This window comes from Candidatus Zixiibacteriota bacterium (assembly GCA_040753875.1).
Classification (GTDB): Bacteria; Zixibacteria; MSB-5A5; order GN15; family FEB-12; genus DATKJY01.
In genome coordinates this window covers 55,880-73,083 of sequence record JBFMDV010000027.1, presented here as the reverse complement: position 1 = coordinate 73,083, position 17,204 = coordinate 55,880, and the positions used below count along the sequence as shown (strand labels likewise).

At 57.0% G+C, this 17,204-nt stretch carries 13 protein-coding genes; 12 read left to right on the top strand and 1 reads right to left on the bottom strand.

What is annotated here, in order from left to right; all coding sequences use genetic code 11:
- Window positions 1-311: hypothetical protein (locus tag AB1644_10855; protein MEW6051547.1), on the top strand; the 311-nt coding region annotated here is incomplete at its 5' end.
- A gap of 111 nt (window positions 312-422) precedes the next feature.
- Here AB1644_10855 and AB1644_10850 read toward each other — a convergent pair.
- On the bottom strand, window positions 423-4,058 hold the full coding sequence (locus tag AB1644_10850) for a vitamin B12-dependent ribonucleotide reductase (GenBank protein MEW6051546.1): 3,636 nt from the start codon (window positions 4,056-4,058) through the stop codon (window positions 423-425).
- Between the two features lie 602 nt (window positions 4,059-4,660).
- Between AB1644_10850 and AB1644_10845 the strand changes: the two genes are divergently transcribed.
- From AB1644_10845 to ctaD, 11 genes are all read left to right on the top strand, one after another.
- Window positions 4,661-5,671, top strand: coding sequence for a heme o synthase (locus AB1644_10845; protein ID MEW6051545.1), 1,011 nt, complete (start codon window positions 4,661-4,663; stop codon window positions 5,669-5,671).
- A 200-nt stretch (window positions 5,672-5,871) separates the two neighbouring features.
- Window positions 5,872-6,519 (top strand): cytochrome c3 family protein, encoded by a 648-nt coding sequence (locus AB1644_10840; GenBank protein MEW6051544.1) that lies wholly within the window; start codon window positions 5,872-5,874, stop codon window positions 6,517-6,519.
- Window positions 6,516-9,494 (top strand): TAT-variant-translocated molybdopterin oxidoreductase, encoded by a 2,979-nt coding sequence (locus tag AB1644_10835; GenBank protein MEW6051543.1) that lies wholly within the window; start codon window positions 6,516-6,518, stop codon window positions 9,492-9,494. Before AB1644_10840 ends, AB1644_10835 begins: the two co-directional genes overlap by 4 nt.
- A 59-nt stretch (window positions 9,495-9,553) precedes the next feature.
- Entirely contained in the window at window positions 9,554-10,939 is a 1,386-nt protein-coding gene (gene nrfD, locus AB1644_10830; GenBank protein ID MEW6051542.1) for an NrfD/PsrC family molybdoenzyme membrane anchor subunit, read from the top strand.
- On the top strand, window positions 10,936-11,481 hold the full coding sequence (locus AB1644_10825; GenBank protein MEW6051541.1) for a DUF3341 domain-containing protein: 546 nt from the start codon (window positions 10,936-10,938) through the stop codon (window positions 11,479-11,481). Before nrfD ends, AB1644_10825 begins: the two co-directional genes overlap by 4 nt.
- A complete protein-coding gene (locus AB1644_10820) occupies window positions 11,478-12,080 on the top strand; it encodes a c-type cytochrome (GenBank protein ID MEW6051540.1) in 603 nt (200 codons plus the stop codon). The genes AB1644_10825 and AB1644_10820 overlap by 4 nt, the downstream gene beginning before the upstream one ends.
- Before the next feature lie 11 nt (window positions 12,081-12,091).
- Window positions 12,092-13,279 carry a hypothetical protein gene (locus tag AB1644_10815; protein ID MEW6051539.1) on the top strand — a complete coding sequence of 396 codons (1,188 nt, stop codon included), beginning with the start codon at window positions 12,092-12,094 and terminating at the stop codon, window positions 13,277-13,279.
- A 9-nt stretch (window positions 13,280-13,288) separates the two neighbouring features.
- Window positions 13,289-13,636: a hypothetical protein gene (locus AB1644_10810; GenBank protein ID MEW6051538.1), complete on the top strand. Its 348-nt coding sequence runs from the start codon at window positions 13,289-13,291 to the stop codon at window positions 13,634-13,636.
- Between the two features lie 81 nt (window positions 13,637-13,717).
- Complete coding sequence (locus tag AB1644_10805) at window positions 13,718-14,575, top strand: SCO family protein (protein ID MEW6051537.1); 858 nt, start codon at window positions 13,718-13,720, stop codon at window positions 14,573-14,575.
- A gap of 28 nt (window positions 14,576-14,603) precedes the next feature.
- Window positions 14,604-15,545 carry a cytochrome c oxidase subunit II gene (gene coxB / locus AB1644_10800; protein ID MEW6051536.1) on the top strand — a complete coding sequence of 314 codons (942 nt, stop codon included), beginning with the start codon at window positions 14,604-14,606 and terminating at the stop codon, window positions 15,543-15,545.
- Window positions 15,546-15,560: 15 nt separating this feature from the next.
- Complete coding sequence (gene ctaD, locus AB1644_10795) at window positions 15,561-17,204, top strand: cytochrome c oxidase subunit I (GenBank protein MEW6051535.1); 1,644 nt, start codon at window positions 15,561-15,563, stop codon at window positions 17,202-17,204.

The following is a 17,204-nucleotide window of genomic DNA, read 5'->3' as shown; positions in this document are numbered from 1 at the left end:
TTCTTCGGGAGTCGGCTGTCCGCGTGTCGCCATCCGTTCCGGATTATAAGTACGGTTACGGCCGTGTCGACGCGTTTCGAACTGTGCTCTCTATAGCGCACGGTGATGCCAGCAATGATGCGATACTCGATATCAGTGATCTCGTGGCCTTGGTAGATTATCTGTTCAACAATTATCAAATATTTCCTTCGCATTTGCTGGGTGATTGCGACTGCGATGGTGATGTAGAAATTTCTGATGTTAGTTATTTCGTGGCGTGGCTTTATAGCATGGGAGGAGATCCACCCGTGAAGCCGTGTTTTCAGTTCTAGTCTGTAATTGTCGGTGTCGGGCGGGGACGCCCAACACCACAAAATGACTCAGAAAATAGGTCGCGGAACCGCTATGGGTTCCGCGCTACGAATTTCAGCCACACCCGCTTCTCAGCTGCACCCGCTGGTGGCGCCGCAGGTGTCGCACTTCAGGCAGGTGCCGTTGCGGACCATCGTGAACGACCCGCACTCCCGGCACATGTCCCCCTCGTACCCCCTCAAGCGGGCGGTGCGGATTTGATGGAGACGGTACTCTCCTTCTTCGGTTCCGACAGCCGCGGCGGTAATATATTTACGCACCGTCTCCTGCCTCTCAGTTTTATCAATTGCTGGCGGACGCTCCATCGATGTAGCATGACCGTTGCCTCCATTGCCGTGGCCATTGCCGCCTTCCCTGCGCGGCAGACCTAAATGGGTGGTATGAATATCGTCTGCTTTCCTGCTGGCAGCCTGCGTCTCCACCGGCACGTACGGCGGCGCGGGCTCTTCGCTCTCGAACTCGGTCGTCTCGTCGGCGGGGGTGCCGATCGTGTCGCTGCGCAGATCCTCCTCGGAGACGTGCATCAGGTCGGTGCGGTCGAGGTAGGTGATCGCCAGTTCGCGGAAGATGTAATCGATAATCGAGGTGGAGCGCTTGATGGATTTGTTCCCTTCCACCATGCCGTTCGGCTCGAACCGGGCGAACAAAAAGGCCTCGACAAACTCCTCGAGCGGCACGCCGTGCTGAAGACCGAGCGAGATGGAGATGGCGAAACAGTTCATGAGTGAACGGAACGCCGCCCCCTCGCGGTGCATGTCGAGGAATATCTCGCCAAGGGTGCCGTCGGAGTACTCACCGGTCCGGAGATAGATTTTGTGACCGCCCACCACTGCCTTCTGCGTGTAACCGCCGCGACGGTGCGGCATTTTGCGCCGCTTGGCGATGTAGCGATAGACCACCCGCTCGGCCATCTTCTCGGCGGTCTGGTCGACCGACATTGGCTCCCCGGCGTCGATCCCTTCCTCGTCGAGGAGAACTGAATTGAGCGGCTGGCTCAGCTTGGAGCCATCGCGGTAGAGCGCGACCGCTTTGTTCATGGTCTCCCAGGCGAGCCGGTACGCTTTCTTGACATCGTTAATGGTTGCCTCGGCCGGCATGTTGATGGTCTTGGAGATGGCGCCGGAGATGAACGGCTGCGCGGCCGCCATCATTTTGATATGCGCTTCGTATGGGATATAGCGTGTCCCTTTGCGGCCGCACTTGTTGGCGCAGTCGAATATCGGCAGGTGTTTCTCCTGCAGGTGTGGCGTGCCCTCGAGGGTCATGGTACCGCAGCAGTATTCGTTGGCGGCCTCGATCTGGTCTTTGGTGAAGCCGAGCTCTTTGAGGAGATTGAAGTCCCAGCGGTTGACGACATCGTCGTGGAAGCCGAGCGTTTCGTGCACGAATTCCTCGCCGAGGGTGTACTTATTGAAGGCGAAGGTGATGTCGAACACGCTGCCGAGGACCGATTCGATTTTGTTCATCTCGTCATCGCCGAACCCTTTGGCCCGGAGCGACTCGTGGTTGATGAATGGAGCTTTGCGCAATGTTTTGGCGCCGGTGGCATAGGTGACGATTTCGTTGATTTGCTGCTCGGAGTAGCCGAGTTTAGACAGCGCCACCGGCACCGAGTTATTGATGATTTTGAAATAGCCGCCGCCGGCCAGCTTTTTGAATTTGACGAGCGCGAAATCCGGCTCGATACCGGTGGTGTCGCAGTCCATGAGGAGGCCGATCGTACCGGTGGGGGCGATGACGGTGGACTGGGCATTGCGGAAGCCATACACCTCACCCATCTCGAGGGCGCGGTCCCACACACGGCGGGCGGACTGGACCAATGTATCCGGCAGATAGTTGGGATTGATGCCCATCGGCTTGATAGTCAGGTTTTCGTATTCGGCCTTGTCGGCGTTGTAGGCGGCGCGGCGATGATTGCGGATGACGCGCAGCATGTGGTCTCGGTTGCGATAAAACGCCGGGAACGCCCCCTGCTCTTTGGCCATCTCGGCCGATGTTACATACGCACCGCCGGTGAGTAGCGAGCTGATCGCCCCGCATAGCGAGTAGGCCTGGGCGGAATCATACGGGATGCCCATGCGCATGAGCACAGTGCCGAGATTCGCGTAGCCGAGGCCGAGGGTGCGGAACTCGTAGCTCTTCTGCGCGATCAGGCGTGAAGGGTACGAGGCCATGAGCACGGAGATCTCCAATACGACCGTCCAGAGCCGGATGGCGTGCAGGTACCCATCGACGTCGAAGTTTCCGTTGTCATCGACGAACTTCGCCAAGTTGATCGAGGCGAGGTTGCAGGCGGTGTCATCGAGGAACATGTACTCCGAACAGGGGTTGGAGGCGTTGATGCGTCCATCCTCGGAGCAGGTGTGCCACTCGTTAATGGTGGTGTCGAACTGGACGCCGGGATCGGCGCAGGCCCAGGCGGAATAGCAGACTTTCTCCCAGAGCTCGAGTGCGGGGATGGTCTTGACGATGCGCCCGTCGGTGCGCGACCGCATCTCCCAGTCCTTGTTGTCTTTCAGTTTTTCGAAAAAGGCGTTCGGGATGCGGACCGAGTTGTTGGAGTTCTGTCCGGAGACCGTGATGTAGGCTTCGGATTCCCAGTTGGTGTCGTATTCGGAAAAGTCGATTTCTGTGACTCCCTGGGAGGCGAGGTCGAGGACCTTCTGGATATACCCGGGCGGAACCGCCATGTGACGCGCAATGCGAAGCGCATCTTTCAGCTTGGGGTTTTTGGCCGGGTCGGTTTCATACACACTATCGCCGTTGTGGCCGGACACTCGGGCCGATTCGAAGATCTGCCGCAGTTGCGTGCGGATGATCTTCGAGCCGGTGACCAGGGAGGCCACTTTTTGTTCTTCGACCACTTTCCAGTTGATGAAGTCGAGAATATCGGGGTGGTCCAGATCGAGACAGACCATCTTTGCGGCGCGTCGGGTAGTACCGCCGGATTTGATGGCGCCGGCAGCCCGGTCGCCGATTTTCAGGAATGACATAAGTCCCGACGATGCGCCGCCGCCGGACAGCTTCTCACCGCTGCCGCGAAGACTGGAGAAATTGGTGCCGGTGCCGGAACCGTACTTAAACAGGCGGGCCTCCCGCACCCAGAGGTCCATGATACCGCCATCGTTGACCAGGTCATCATTCACCGATTGGATGAAGCAGGCGTGCGGCTGCGGATGCTCGTAGGCGCTGGCCGATTCGGTCAGCGTGTGGGTGATCGGGTCAACATAGTAGTGGCCCTGCGGTTTGCCGGTGATGTTGTACGCCCAGTGCAAGCCGGTATTGAACCACTGCGGCGAATTGGGCGCGGCAATTTGCGAGGCGAGCATGTAGCTGAGTTCGTCGTAGAACACCTGTGCGTCTTTGGGTGAATCGAAATAGCCGTGCTTTTCACCCCAGTTGCGCCAGCAGCCGGCCAGGCGGTGAAACACCTGGCGGGCGTCGGTTTCGCCGCCCAGTTTCCGGTCGCCGTTTTCATCGACCAACGGTTTGCCGTTCGGGTCCTGCTGCGGCACGCCGGCTTTCCGGAAATACTTCTGGGCGAGGATATCGACAGCCACCTGCGACCATGTCTCAGGAACTTCGATATTATCCAGCTTGAAGACTACGGAGCCATCCGGGTTCCGTATTTCTGAGGTGCGCCGAGCGAAGGGGATACGCGCGTACGGCGACTCATCCTCGAAAGTAAAGCGACGGTCAATCTTCACGATGCCCTCCTTGGGGACCACACGAATCGATCACGCTGGGCGAAGACATCCCTATACAAGCCCAGGCACGAAAGACGGTAGGTCTTTATAGAAAAACTTGCGTTACCGTTGTTAATGAGCCAGGTTGAGGAGACCGCGGGCCGCACGCGGTGTGCGTTGGCGCCCCCTCATCCACGGGTGCCACAATATATTGGGGTCTGAGAAACCGATACCACTAAAAATGGTGTTTTTTTTTGAATTCTCTGTATGCCATTGAGACTAAACCGGGTACCGCAAGAAGAGCAAGCGGTCGTTGATCAGTAGCGGCTGAATCGTGCCGACCTCAAAAAAATCAGTTTTCGTAAGGAATTGGATAGTAATAGATTAGCCTTCATCGCCTCCGATAGCATCATCCGGGCTGGACCTCATTAGAGATGAGGACAGGTCAATTGATTGATTTCCAATCGCTTATGAACAAATACACAGCATGTGAACATCCTGTCAACAGTCAGTGTGCATATCGAATGAGCACAGGTTGAAGGTCCTTTCCGTACATTTAGGTCATCAAGGAGGGACGATGAGTACTGTCCGGGGAGTCCCGCGATGAACTCGATGATTCGCCGATGCAGCGCGAGGTTGAGCGGAACTGGAGTATGCTTATTCGCAGCAACACGGGAACCAACCTGGCGCGATGCTGTTGTCTGGCGAAAGATAACATAAGTGTAGCCATGAAGTCTACGCTTCGATATATTGGCGCCGCCGGGTACATAAACATGCGACTACCGATCAGGGATTACATTCAGCTCACCAAACCAACTATCATGCTGCTGGTGCTGTTCACCGGCGCCGTGGCATTGGTGCTGGAGGGGAGTCTTTTGCAGAGGCCGCTGCTGTTCGCACTTGTTCTGGCTGGTCTCTACCTGACCGGCGGTTCGGCCAACGCTTTGAACCAGGTGTTCGAGCGGGAGATCGACGCCAGAATGTCCCGCACCAGGACGCGCCGCCCGTTGCCACTGGGGCGTCTGGGCGCAACGCAGGCGGCGATCTTCTCCGTAACCATCGGGGTCCTGGGTGTTTTGCTGTTTGGCATATTCTTCAACTGGCTCACGGCATTGCTTTCTCTGGCCACCATTCTCTTCTATAGCCTCTTCTATACGCTGTGGCTGAAACCGAATACGGCGCAGAATATCGTCATCGGCGGGGCGGCCGGCGCCATGGCGCCAGTCGGCGCCTGGACAGCGGCCTCGGGTCACATGGCACTGACACCGTGGCTGTTGTTCGCGATCGTCTTTCTGTGGACGCCGCCACATTTTTGGGCGCTGGCCATGTTCTGTAAGGAGGATTACCTCAAAGCGAAGCTGCCGATGATGCCGGTGGTGAAAGGGGACGATGCCACTATGCGGCAGATCATGGCGTATACGGCAGTGCTCATACTGGTCAGCTTAGGGATGTTCACCGTGGGGGCCGGATGGTTGTATGTGTCGAGCGCGCTGGTGCTGGGATTGTGGTTGATGAAGAAGGCACTGGATGCCAACCGACTGCGCAGCACGACTGCACTCCGAACGCTGTTCGGGTATTCCATCGTGTATCTCTTCGCACTGTTTACGGCCATGATAGTGGACTCGCTGGTGTAGCTGGGGACCGGCGGGGTCAAAAAGTAGAATTTAGCGGTCTATTAATTTGGATTGTCCTGTTGACAGGTGGGATCGATTTCGGTTAATTCCCGCCCATTGTGGTTCGGGCAACAGGAAATAACCAGGCAGATACGGTCGTCGGACTGCTTCACAGCAAGTAGAATCGGTCGCCGACTTGTGAAAAAGATAACAAGCGCATAATGTCGCAGATATTTCCAAAGTGGTTTAACGATCTTCCTCCGCTGATTGCCGGCGGCGTGGTATTGTTGGTGGTCGGCGTGACAGGATTCTTCTGGTATTACGGCTCTCCCAGGTACACCGATGTGGGGTATCGTCCGACTCAGCCGGTGCCGTACAGTCATAAGCTGCATGCGGGGGACCTGGGGATCGACTGCCGTTATTGTCATTCATCGATCGAGCGTTCGGCCAAGGCAAATGTGCCGGCCACCAGCGTCTGTATGAATTGCCATAAGCTGGTGCTCCCCGAGAGTGAGAAACTTCTGCCGATCCGGGAAAGCTATGCGAGTGGAATTCCCATGCAGTGGGTGAAAGTTCACAAACTCCCGGACTACGCCTATTTCAATCACAGTGCCCATGTGAACGCCGGGGTCGGCTGTATTTCATGCCACAGTAATGTGGCGGAGATGGATGTGGTTCAGCAGAAGGAGCCGCTCTCCATGTCCTGGTGTCTCGATTGTCATCGCAATCCCGCGCCGAACCTTCGGCCGGTGAGCGAGGTCACCAACATGTATTGGGTAGCGCCGAAAGACCAACTCGAGCAGGCCGCGCGGATGATCAGGGAAAGAAAGATTGAACCACCAACCGATTGTTCCGGGTGTCACCGATGAGTCGCGAACCGATGAAACAGGACAAGCAATACTGGCGCAGCCTGGCGCAGATTGCCGACACGCCGGAGTTCCGCGAGTTCCTGCACCGGGAGTTCCCGCAAGGAGCCGCCGAAATGGACAACAGTTGGTCGCGGCGGAGTTTCCTCACCTTGATGGGGGCATCAATGGCGCTGGCCGGGCTGGCCGGATGCCGCCGTCCGGTGGAGAAGGTCGTGCCATATGTCAAGCAGCCCGAGGAAGTGACCGTGGGCGTGCCGCAATACTATGCGACCACCATGCCGTTCGGTCTGTCCGCCTACGGATTGCTCGTCAAATCAAATGAAGGACGTCCGACCAAGATTGAGGGAAACAGCGAACACCCATCGAGCCGCGGCGCCACCAATATATGGGCGCAGTCGGCCATTCTCGATCTGTATGACCCGGACCGCTCACGATTGGTGCTTCGTGACGGTGTCGAGGCGAATTGGAATGATTTCGTCACGTTCTGGCGTGAGCGATTAATATATTTCCAGGCTAATCAGGGACAAGGGCTGGCACTGTTGAGCGAATCGTTCAACTCACCCACGCTGGCGCGGCTTGCATCCGAATTCCGCAAGCAGTTCCCGAAAGCGATCTGGGCTACCTATGAGCCGATTAGCGATGAGAATATATATGAGGGGATCCGGGTTGCGACCGGCCGGACGTTGCGACCGGTGTACCATGTAGAGAACGCGCAGGTCATCCTCGCGCTGGATTCAGACTTTCTTCAGACCGAGAGCGAAAACGTAACCGCCATGCGCGGTTTCGCCGAGGGCCGACGGGTAATGTCCCAGTCCGACCCCATGAATCGTCTGTACGTTGTAGAGAGCAGCTATAGTGTCACGGGTGGGATGGCAGACCACCGTCTGCGGCTTCAGTCGCAACTGATCGGCCAATTCACTCTGGCATTGGCGCACGAATTGGCATCACATGGGCTGCGCCTTGAGTTCCTTGATGGCGGTTACGCGGTGCCATCATGGTTGGACACGAAATGGGTCACGGCGGCGGCCAAAGACCTGTTGCGCAACCAGGGTAAATCACTGCTACTGGCGGGACGTCGCCAACCGCCGGCTGTGCATGCACTGGTGGCGGCAGTCAATGCCGTGCTCGGTAATGTCGGGACTACCGTCACGTATCATGAGTTGAAAGATGCCGCGGTCCCGAGCCGCGCCGAACTCACATCGCTGGTACAGAGTCTCAGAAGCGCGACGATAGAAACGCTGGTGATGCTCGGCGGTGACCCGGTCTACAACGCGCCCGCCGATCTGGAATTTCAATCCGCCATGAAAAAAGCCAAGCAGATCGTGCACCTCGCATCACATATCAATGACACCTCCAAGGCGGTCACCTGGCACGTTCCGCAGGCGCATTTCCTCGAGATCTGGGGAGATGTCCGCTCTGCCGACGGCACTGCCAGCTTGATCCAGCCGATGATCGAACCGCTGTTCGGTGGCAAGAGCGCGATCGAACTGTTGTCGCATCTGACATCCGGTCGCGACCTGCGGGGGTATGATATCGTTCGCGCGACATGGCAACCGGTGTTCGGACCGGTTGCATTTGAATCCAAATGGCAGCGAATGCTTCACGATGGTCTCCTCGGTGAAAGTGCGCCCCCGGCGGTTGCTCACAGTATCGATGATCGCTCGGTGCGGTCGGCGATACAGGCCGGTGTCCCATCAGATTCCCCTGACGCAGCCGGTATGGAAATATCGTTTACGGTAGCACACGTGTGGGATGGTCGCTTCGCCAACAACGGCTGGTTGCAGGAACTCCCGGATTCGGTCACCAAGCTCACCTGGGACAATGTGGCGGCAATGAGCGACGCTACAGCCAAAGCTCTCGGTGTGTCGAGCGGTGAGCTGGTCCGCCTGACGTATCGTGGCGCCACGCTTGAGATGCCCGCTTGGATCTGCCCGGGTCATGCGGATAATTCGATCAGCGTTCCGCTGGGATATGGTCGTGAGAATTTTGGGCGCGTGGCTGATAACGTTGGGTTCAACAGTTACCGCCTGAGGTTCTCGGAGGCAGCCGACTTTGCTGTCGGTGTCCAGGCGGCACGCACTGGTCAGATGTACGAGCTGTCAAGTGTTCAGGACCATTGGAGTATGGAGGGACGACCGATCGTCCGTGAAGCAACCTACGACGAATATAAAGATAAGCCTGATTTCAAGCCGGAGATGATCGACCACCCGCCGCTGGTGCCGCCCTGGAATCCGCACAAGTACGATACCGGCTATCAGTGGGGCATGACGATCGACCTCAATGCATGCACCGGCTGTAACGCCTGTACGATCGCCTGTCAGTCGGAAAACAACATTCCCATCGTCGGGAAAGACCAGGTATCGCGAGGGCGCGAGATGCATTGGATCCGTCTGGACCGGTATTTTGCCGGTTCGGTGGAGGAACCGGAGATGGTGCATCAGCCGATGGCGTGCCAGCACTGCGAGAATGCGCCGTGCGAGAATGTCTGCCCGGTGGCCGCCACCACGCACGACAAGGAAGGGCTGAATCTCATGGTGTACAACCGGTGTATCGGCACCCGCTACTGCTCCAACAACTGCCCTTACAAAGTCCGGCGATTCAATTTCTACAATTACACCAAGGATCTCCCGGAGACCCAGCGGATGCAGCAGAATCCGGATGTGACGGTGCGGTTCCGGGGTGTCATGGAAAAATGCACGTATTGTATCCAGCGGATCGCGGGCGCGAAGATCCTGGCCAAGCGGGACGGAAAAGAGATCGCGGACGGAGAGATCGTAACAGCGTGTCAGCAGGCTTGTCCAACACAGGCTATCGTTTTCGGGAATGTCAACGATCCGAATAGTCGCGTCTCGCAGATCAAGAAAGCAAACCGCAACTACGGGGTGCTGGAAGAATACTTCACGAGTCCGCGGACGACCTACCTGGCGAAATTGCGCAACCCAAATCCGGAACTGGGAAAGACGGCTGCCGGTTGAGCCGAGCCAATGTGAAATAAGAGACAGGTATTGTGAGTCAGCCAACAGAAACGAACCAGATGGCGCCGCTCGAACCGCCGTTGATCACAGGAGATCAGACGTTCGCCACCATCACCGCCAAGGTGAGCGGGATTGCCGAACGGAAGACGACCATGACCTGGCTCCTCCTTCTGGGTCTCGCCGGCTCGATGCTTCTGGTACTCCTCGGTTCCATTGGGTGGTTGGTGTTCGAGGGGATCGGTATCTGGGGTGTGAACATTCCAGCGGGATGGGGTCTGGCAATCGTCAATTTCGTTTTCTGGGTTGGCATCGGACATGCCGGGACCCTCATCTCGGCCATTCTCTTTCTATTTCGTCAGCGGTGGCGTACCTCGATCAACCGTTTCGCCGAAGCGATGACGATCTTCGCCGTCATCTGCGCCCTCGTGTTTCCTTCGATCCACGTCGGTCGTGTGTGGCTGCTGTACTACGTGTTTCCGATCCCGAACCAGATGGGGATGTGGCCCAATTTCCGCAGCCCGTTGTTGTGGGACGTGTTTGCTGTCAGCATCTACTTCACTTGTTCGGCCCTCTTCTGGTATGTTGGGTTGATTCCAGACCTGGGTACTCTTCGGGATCGCGCCAAGACCCGCATTCGCAAAATCGTATTCGGAATCTTCTCGCTCGGATGGCGGGGAGGGCATCGGCAATGGCGGCATTACGAACTGGCCTATCTCATTCTGGCCGGTGTGTCGACACCGCTGGTGCTTTCGGTCCACTCGGTGGTGAGCACGGACTTTGCGGTGAGCATCATCCCCGGCTGGCACACCACCATCTTCCCGCCGTATTTTGTGGCCGGTGCGATTTTCTCCGGTTTCGCTATGGTGCTGACGCTGGGGATTATCGTACGAAAGGCATTCGGTCTTGAAGATATCATCACGGTCAACCACCTGGAAAAGATGAACAAGATCATGCTGGTGACCGGCATGATGGTGGGGTATGCCTATTCGTGTGAGTTCTTCATTGCGTGGTATTCCGGTAATCTCTACGAGAAGTTTGCGTTCATCAACCGCGCCTTCGGACCGTACTGGTGGTCCTACTGGATAATGGTGTTCTGCAACGTGGTGGTGCCGCAGATATTCTGGTTCAAGAAATGGCGGACTCATATCGCGGTCATGTTCGTGGCTTCTCTGTTGATCAACGTCGGCATGTGGTTTGAACGGTTCGTCATTGTGATAACGCTCACGCGCGATTTCCTGCCGGCCAGTTGGGGGATGTACACGCCCACGTTATGGGACTACCTGACCCTGATCGGGTCATTCGGACTGTTCTTCACGTTGTTTCTCTTGTTTGTGAGGTTTGTGCCGATCATTGCCATGTCTGAAGTGAAGACGGTGCTGCCTCAGGCGGAAGTCCACCACGATCTTCACGCCCACCCACAGGAAACCACTGGAGCACATCGATGAGTACGTCGGGCGAGAAGGTATATGGCGTCCTGGCGGAGTTCGACGGCCCAAACGAACTGCTGGCAGCGGCTCGCAAAGTGCACGAGGCTGGCTATAGGCGATTCGACTGCCATTCGCCGTTCCCGATTCACGGCATGGATACCGCCATGGGTGTCAAACGTTCGCCGGTCGGATACATCGCCGGTATCTGCGGTGCGATCGGCGGTACCGGCGGCTATCTCCTGCAGTGGTGGACAAGCTCGGTGGATTATCCGCTGGTGATCGCCGGCAAGCCGTTCAACAGCTACCAGGCGTTCGTACCGGTGACATTCGGTTTAACGGTGTTGTTTGCCGCGCTCGGCTCGGTTCTGGCGATGCTGATGTTGAATCGGCTCCCGCAGTGGTTTCACGGAGTTTTTTACTCCGAACGGTTCACCAAAGTAACGGATGATGGATTCTTTGTCAGCATCGAAGCGGACGACAAAAAGTTCAATGCGGAAAAAACAAAGGCGTTTCTGGAAGCGATCGGCGGTTCGCATGTGGAGGTCCTGAAAGGAGCATGAAGCTTCTGATCTTCACAATCCTGGCTGCAGCCGCGATCTTTCTGACGGGCTGTTTCCGCGGTGAGCCCTCGGGAAAGCCCCCCATTCATATCAATCCGAACATGGATGACCAGGAGCGGTACAATTCGCAGGCCAGGAGCGAGTACTTTCCCGATGGCGCCACCATGCGTACACCACCGGCCGGGACGATCCCGCGCGGGTGGCTCCACGAGGACCAGGTCTATTACACCGGTAAGATAGACACCACCCCGGTCGAAAAGCTGCCGGTGCCGATCACGGCGCAGTTGCTTAGCCGGGGACAGGAACGATTCAATATCTTCTGTGCGCCGTGTCACAGCCGCATTGGTGACGGTCGCGGCATGACCGTCGAACGGGGCCTGCCTCCGCCCCCCAGTTTCCACGAAGAGCGGATCGTCAAAATGGCAGACGGGCACTATTTCGACGTCATCTCTAACGGCATCCGTAACATGCCGGCGTACCGATACCAGATCCCGGTGTCGGATCGCTGGGCGATTGTGGCATACCTGCGGGCACTGCAGCGGAGCCAGAATGCCCGGCTCGAGGATATTCCGGCCGAACTTCGGAACACGGTGAAGTAGAGCGCGATTCTATGAAATGGTACAAGGACACATATCGCATAGGGGACGCCGGCGGTTTCGGCCGCGGGGCGCTCTATGCCGGTATACTGGGGCTTGGGTTGTGTGTAGTGGGTTACTTCGCCGACCAGCCCCGGTTTTTTCATGCCTGGCTGACTGCCTATGCATACTGGCTGTCACTCGCTCTGGGCGCGCTTTTCTTTGTCATGCTGCATCATCTGACCGGCGCCCGGTGGAGCGTGGTGATCCGCCGCCTGGCGGAGAGTCTCACGCAAACACTGCCACTGATGGCGCTTCTGTTTCTGCCGCTTCTTCTGGGTATGCACGATCTGTATCACTGGAGTCACCACGACGCGGTGGCCGCCGATGCCGCGTTGCAGAAGAAAGCCGGGTTTCTAAACGTGCCATTCTTTGTCGTCCGTTCCATACTCTATCTGGTGGTATGGATTATTCTCTCCCGAATGCTCTACCGCTTGTCCCTCAAGGAAGATACTGGTTACCAGGCAGTGACCGCGGACCGGATGCGGAGAGTGAGCGGCCTGGGGATGGTGCTGTACGCGTTCAGCGCGACCTATGCCGGGTTCGACTGGCTGATGTCTTTGGACCCGCATTGGTACTCCACGATCTTCGGCGTCATCTTCTTCGCCAGCGGTCTCCTGGGGGCAATATCGCTCATGGCGCTCATGGTGGTTCTCCTTCGACGGAACGGCATTCTGGTCGACGTGGTCACCGAGGAACACCGGCATGATCTGGGCAAGCTGATGTTAGCGTTTACAATATTCTGGACCTACGTGAGTTTCTCGCAGTATTTCCTGATCTGGTACGGCAACATACCGGAGGAGACCGTCTGGTATCTGGATCGGTGGGTCGGCTCCTGGAAGACAGTCAGCCTGATCGTGTTGTTCGGGCATTTCGCCATTCCGTTTGTGGCGCTGTTGTTCCGCGCGACCAAGAGGAACGCCGTCACTCTGGGCATAGTGGCTGTCTGGCTGTTGGTGATGCACTGGATTCATATGTACTGGCTGGTGTACCCGACGCTGCTTCCGGACGGGGCGACATTTTCCTGGATCGACCTCGCCGCGACGGTCGGGATCGGCGGCCTGTTCGTTTGGATGTTCTGGCTCCGGTTTGTTGGTCAGGCGACCGTGCCGGTGAACGATCCGAAGCTGGCCGGGTCAATATCACACGTCAATCCGTTCTGAGGCAGGGCAATGACTGAACAGCCACAAACAAGTCACCACTCACATGGCGCCGGGGGGTATGAAAAGCGCGATGTCAACATGAAGCTGGTGCTTCTGTGGACAGTGGCGAGCGTTCTGTTCATCGTGATCTCACTGGTTGTCATTAACTCCTACTTTGTGCTGACCACCGAAGACGTGGTGTATCAGTCGGTGCTCAAGCCGCAAGCGGTGACGTTTCGCGAGCTGCGGGCCCGCGAGGATCAGGCGTTGAATTCTTACAAGGTCCTGGATCCGGCCAAGGGGATATACCAGATACCGATCGAGCGGGCCATGGAGCTTGTTGCCGACGAGGCGTATCGGGCGCCGCGTCCAAAATAAGCGTAGACCGACGAATCCCATTTTTTCGAAAGACGCGTGAACTTTTGAAACGGTGGTAATGTTCACCGAGTAATGCAGACCATGTGGACAGAACGGGACATAAATAGACCTGATTTATCCCTGATTGCCCTGGCGACTCTGGTACTGGCCGGTTCGGTCGCAGGTCAGGTGGTTTTAGACAACCCGCCGGAGTTTGCTGGCGTAGGGATCGAAGAGCATCTCGGTGAAAAACTGCCGCTTGACCTGGCGTTTACCGACGATCATGGACGACCGGTGACGCTGCAGGAGTTTTTAGGCCAGGGAAAGCCGGTGGTTCTGAACATGGTGTACTATCAGTGCCCCATGTTGTGCAACCTAGTGCTCAACGGTGTCACGAATGCCGTGAAACAGATCGGCTGGATACCGGGAGAGCAGTTCCGGATGGTGGCGATCAGTATCAATCCACGGGAGACCTATGACCTGGCGGCTGCCAAGAAGTTGAGCTATCTGACCGAACTGTCACGACCGGAGGCCGAAGCCGGCTGGAGCTTCCTGGTCGGGACGGAGGCGAATTCCAAGGCACTGGCTGAATCGCTCGGGTTTCATTATCGCTACGACAGCGAGTCGAAAGAATTTGTTCATACGGCTGCGACATTCATCCTGACGCCGGACGGCACGATCTCGCGATATCTCTACGGGATCGAGTACAACCCGCGAGACCTGAAGCTGGCACTGCTGGAGGCATCGGAGGGGAAGACCGGCAGCACGCTCGATAGGCTTATACTCTATTGCTATCATTACGACCCGCAGGCTAAAGGGTATGTCCTGTTTGCGGAGAATGTTATGAAGGTCGGGGGTGGGTTGACAGCGCTGCTCCTGGGCTTGGCACTGTTTATCCTTTGGCGCCGGGAGAGGTCGGCGCCAAGACCGGTTCACCTGGCGGTCAGGCGGCCGCATTGATTCCGTGATGAGGAGAGAGAAGTAAGTCATGGATAGCACCGGGACTCTGTGGCTCCCGCCGGCGAATTCGACGATTGCCGGTGAGGTGGACCCGCTCTTTCACTTCATCCTGTACGGCAGCATCGCGATGTTCGCCATCGTGGCGGCCGGTATCCTGTATTTCAGCTGGCGATATCGTCGGCGCGGCGCGGACCGGCTGAACGCGGCTGCCACTCACAACACGCCGCTTGAGATCATCTGGACGGTCATTCCCACGATCCTCGTGATGATCGTGTTCGTCTGGGGATTCAAAACGTTCATCAAGATGCATGTGGCCCCGAAAGACGCGCTCGAGATCAAGGTGACCGCGCAGAAATGGTTCTGGACGTTCGATTACCCGACCGGCGCCAACAGTGTCAACGATCTGGTAGTGCCGCTGGGGAAGCCGGTGAAGTTGTTGATGTCATCGCGTGATGTCATCCATAGCTGTTTCGTACCCAATTTCCGTATCAAGCAGGACGTGCTGCCGAACCGGTACACCATCACCTGGTTCGAGGCCACCAAAGCGGGAACCTACGACATGTTCTGTACGGAATTTTGCGGCAAAGGGCACTCCGAGATGCTGGGGAAAGTTAGAGTGGTGTCGGACCGCGAGTACCTGGCGTGGCAGGATGCGAACGCCCAGCTCGGGACTGGGCTCACGCCGGAGGAATACGGCGCGCAACTGTACAAGAGTAAGGCTTGCTTCACCTGCCATAGCGTCGATGGAACGCGGTTGGTGGGGCCGTCGTTCAAGGGCCGGTTCGGACAGCGGGAACAGATGACCGACGGCGCACAGCTACTGGTCGATGAGAACTACATTCGCGAGTCGATCCTGCAACCCAAAGCGAAGGTGGTGACCGGATACGATCCGGTGATGCCGACCTACCAGGGAGTCCTGAAGGACCAGCAGATCGACGCGCTGATTGCGTATATCAAGTCGTTGAAGTAACACGAGGGTCGCACTATGGGCGCCACAGCCATTCCGGAATACAATTTTCTGAGATACCCCAAAGGGCTCAAATCCTGGCTCCTGACACAGGATCACAAGCGGATCGGCGTGATGTATTTTGCAGCCATCATGTTCTTCTTCTTCGTGGGCGGACTGCTGGCAGTGATCCTGCGAACTGAGCTGTTCTCCAATCGGAGCAGTTTCATGAGCTCGGACACCTATAACCAGTTCTTCACGCTGCACGGGGCGATCATGATCTTCCTGTTCATCATCCCGTCGATCCCGGCAGCGATTGGGAATTTCGTGCTGCCGCTTCAAATTGGTGCGAAGGACGTGGCGTTCCCCAGGTTGAACCTCGCCAGTTGGTATATCTACGTGGTGGGAGCGTTCGTCTGTCTCTTCGCCATTGTCAGCGGCGGCGTGGATACGGGCTGGACCTTCTACACGCCGTATAGTACGACCACATCGACCTCGGTGGTCTCAATGACGCTGGGGGTGTTCATCCTCGGTTTTTCCTCGATCTTTACCGGCCTGAATTTCATCGTGACCATTCACAAGCTCCGTGTGCCGGGCATGACCTGGTTTCGGATGCCGCTCATGGTGTGGGGACTCTACGCCACCGCTATCATCCAGGTGCTGGCCACGCCGGTGCTCGGGATTACGCTGCTCCTTTTGATCCTCGAGAAACTGGTTGGGATTGGCATTTTCGATCCGGCCATGGGCGGGGACCCAGTGCTGTTTCAGCATTTCTTCTGGTTCTATTCGCATCCGGCGGTCTATATCATGATCCTGCCGGGCATGGCGATCATCAGCGAGTTGATCGCCCATTTCTCCCACCGACACATCTTTGGTTATAAGGCGATCGCGTTCTCATCGCTCGGTATCGCGTTAGTCAGTTTCCTGGTCTGGGGACATCACATGTTTGTGAGCGGGCAGTCGGAGTTGGCGGCTATCGTGTTCTCGTTTCTGACGTTTTTCGTGGGGATACCGTCGGGCATCAAAGTATTCAACTGGATGATGACCCTGTACAAGGGCTCGATCGAATTCAAAACTCCCATGCTGTACGCGCTGTCGTTTCTGTTTCTGTTTACGATCGGCGGACTCACCGGCATTTTCCTCGGTGCGCTGCCCGTTGACGTCCACCTGACTGATACCTATTTCGTGGTGGCGCATTTTCATTACGTCATGATGGGCGGGACGGTGATGGCGCTTTTGGGAGGAATCCACTACTGGTGGCCCAAGATGTTCGGCCGGATGTACAACGAGTTCTGGGCCAAAGTGGCCTGCGTAATCATCTTTGTCGGATTCAATATGACATTCTTCTCGCAGTTCATTCTGGGGACGAAAGGTATGCCGCGTCGGTACCACAACTATCTGGACCAGTATCAGCCGCTCCATGCTTTTTCGTCGGTGGGCGCCTGGGTGCTCGGATTCGGCTTCTTGATCTTCATGATCTACATGATCCACTCGTTGATGCGGGGGAGGCCGGCCGGAAACAACCCGTGGGGCGTCTTGGGATTTGAATGGGAAACGACATCGCCGCCGCCGCCCGAGAATTTTGCCAAAGACCCGGTGCTGTCACATGGGCCGTATGATTACGATACGGTGCTGATCCAGCGATCAGATATCGCCGCACAAAGGCCGGTCGGGAGGGCATGA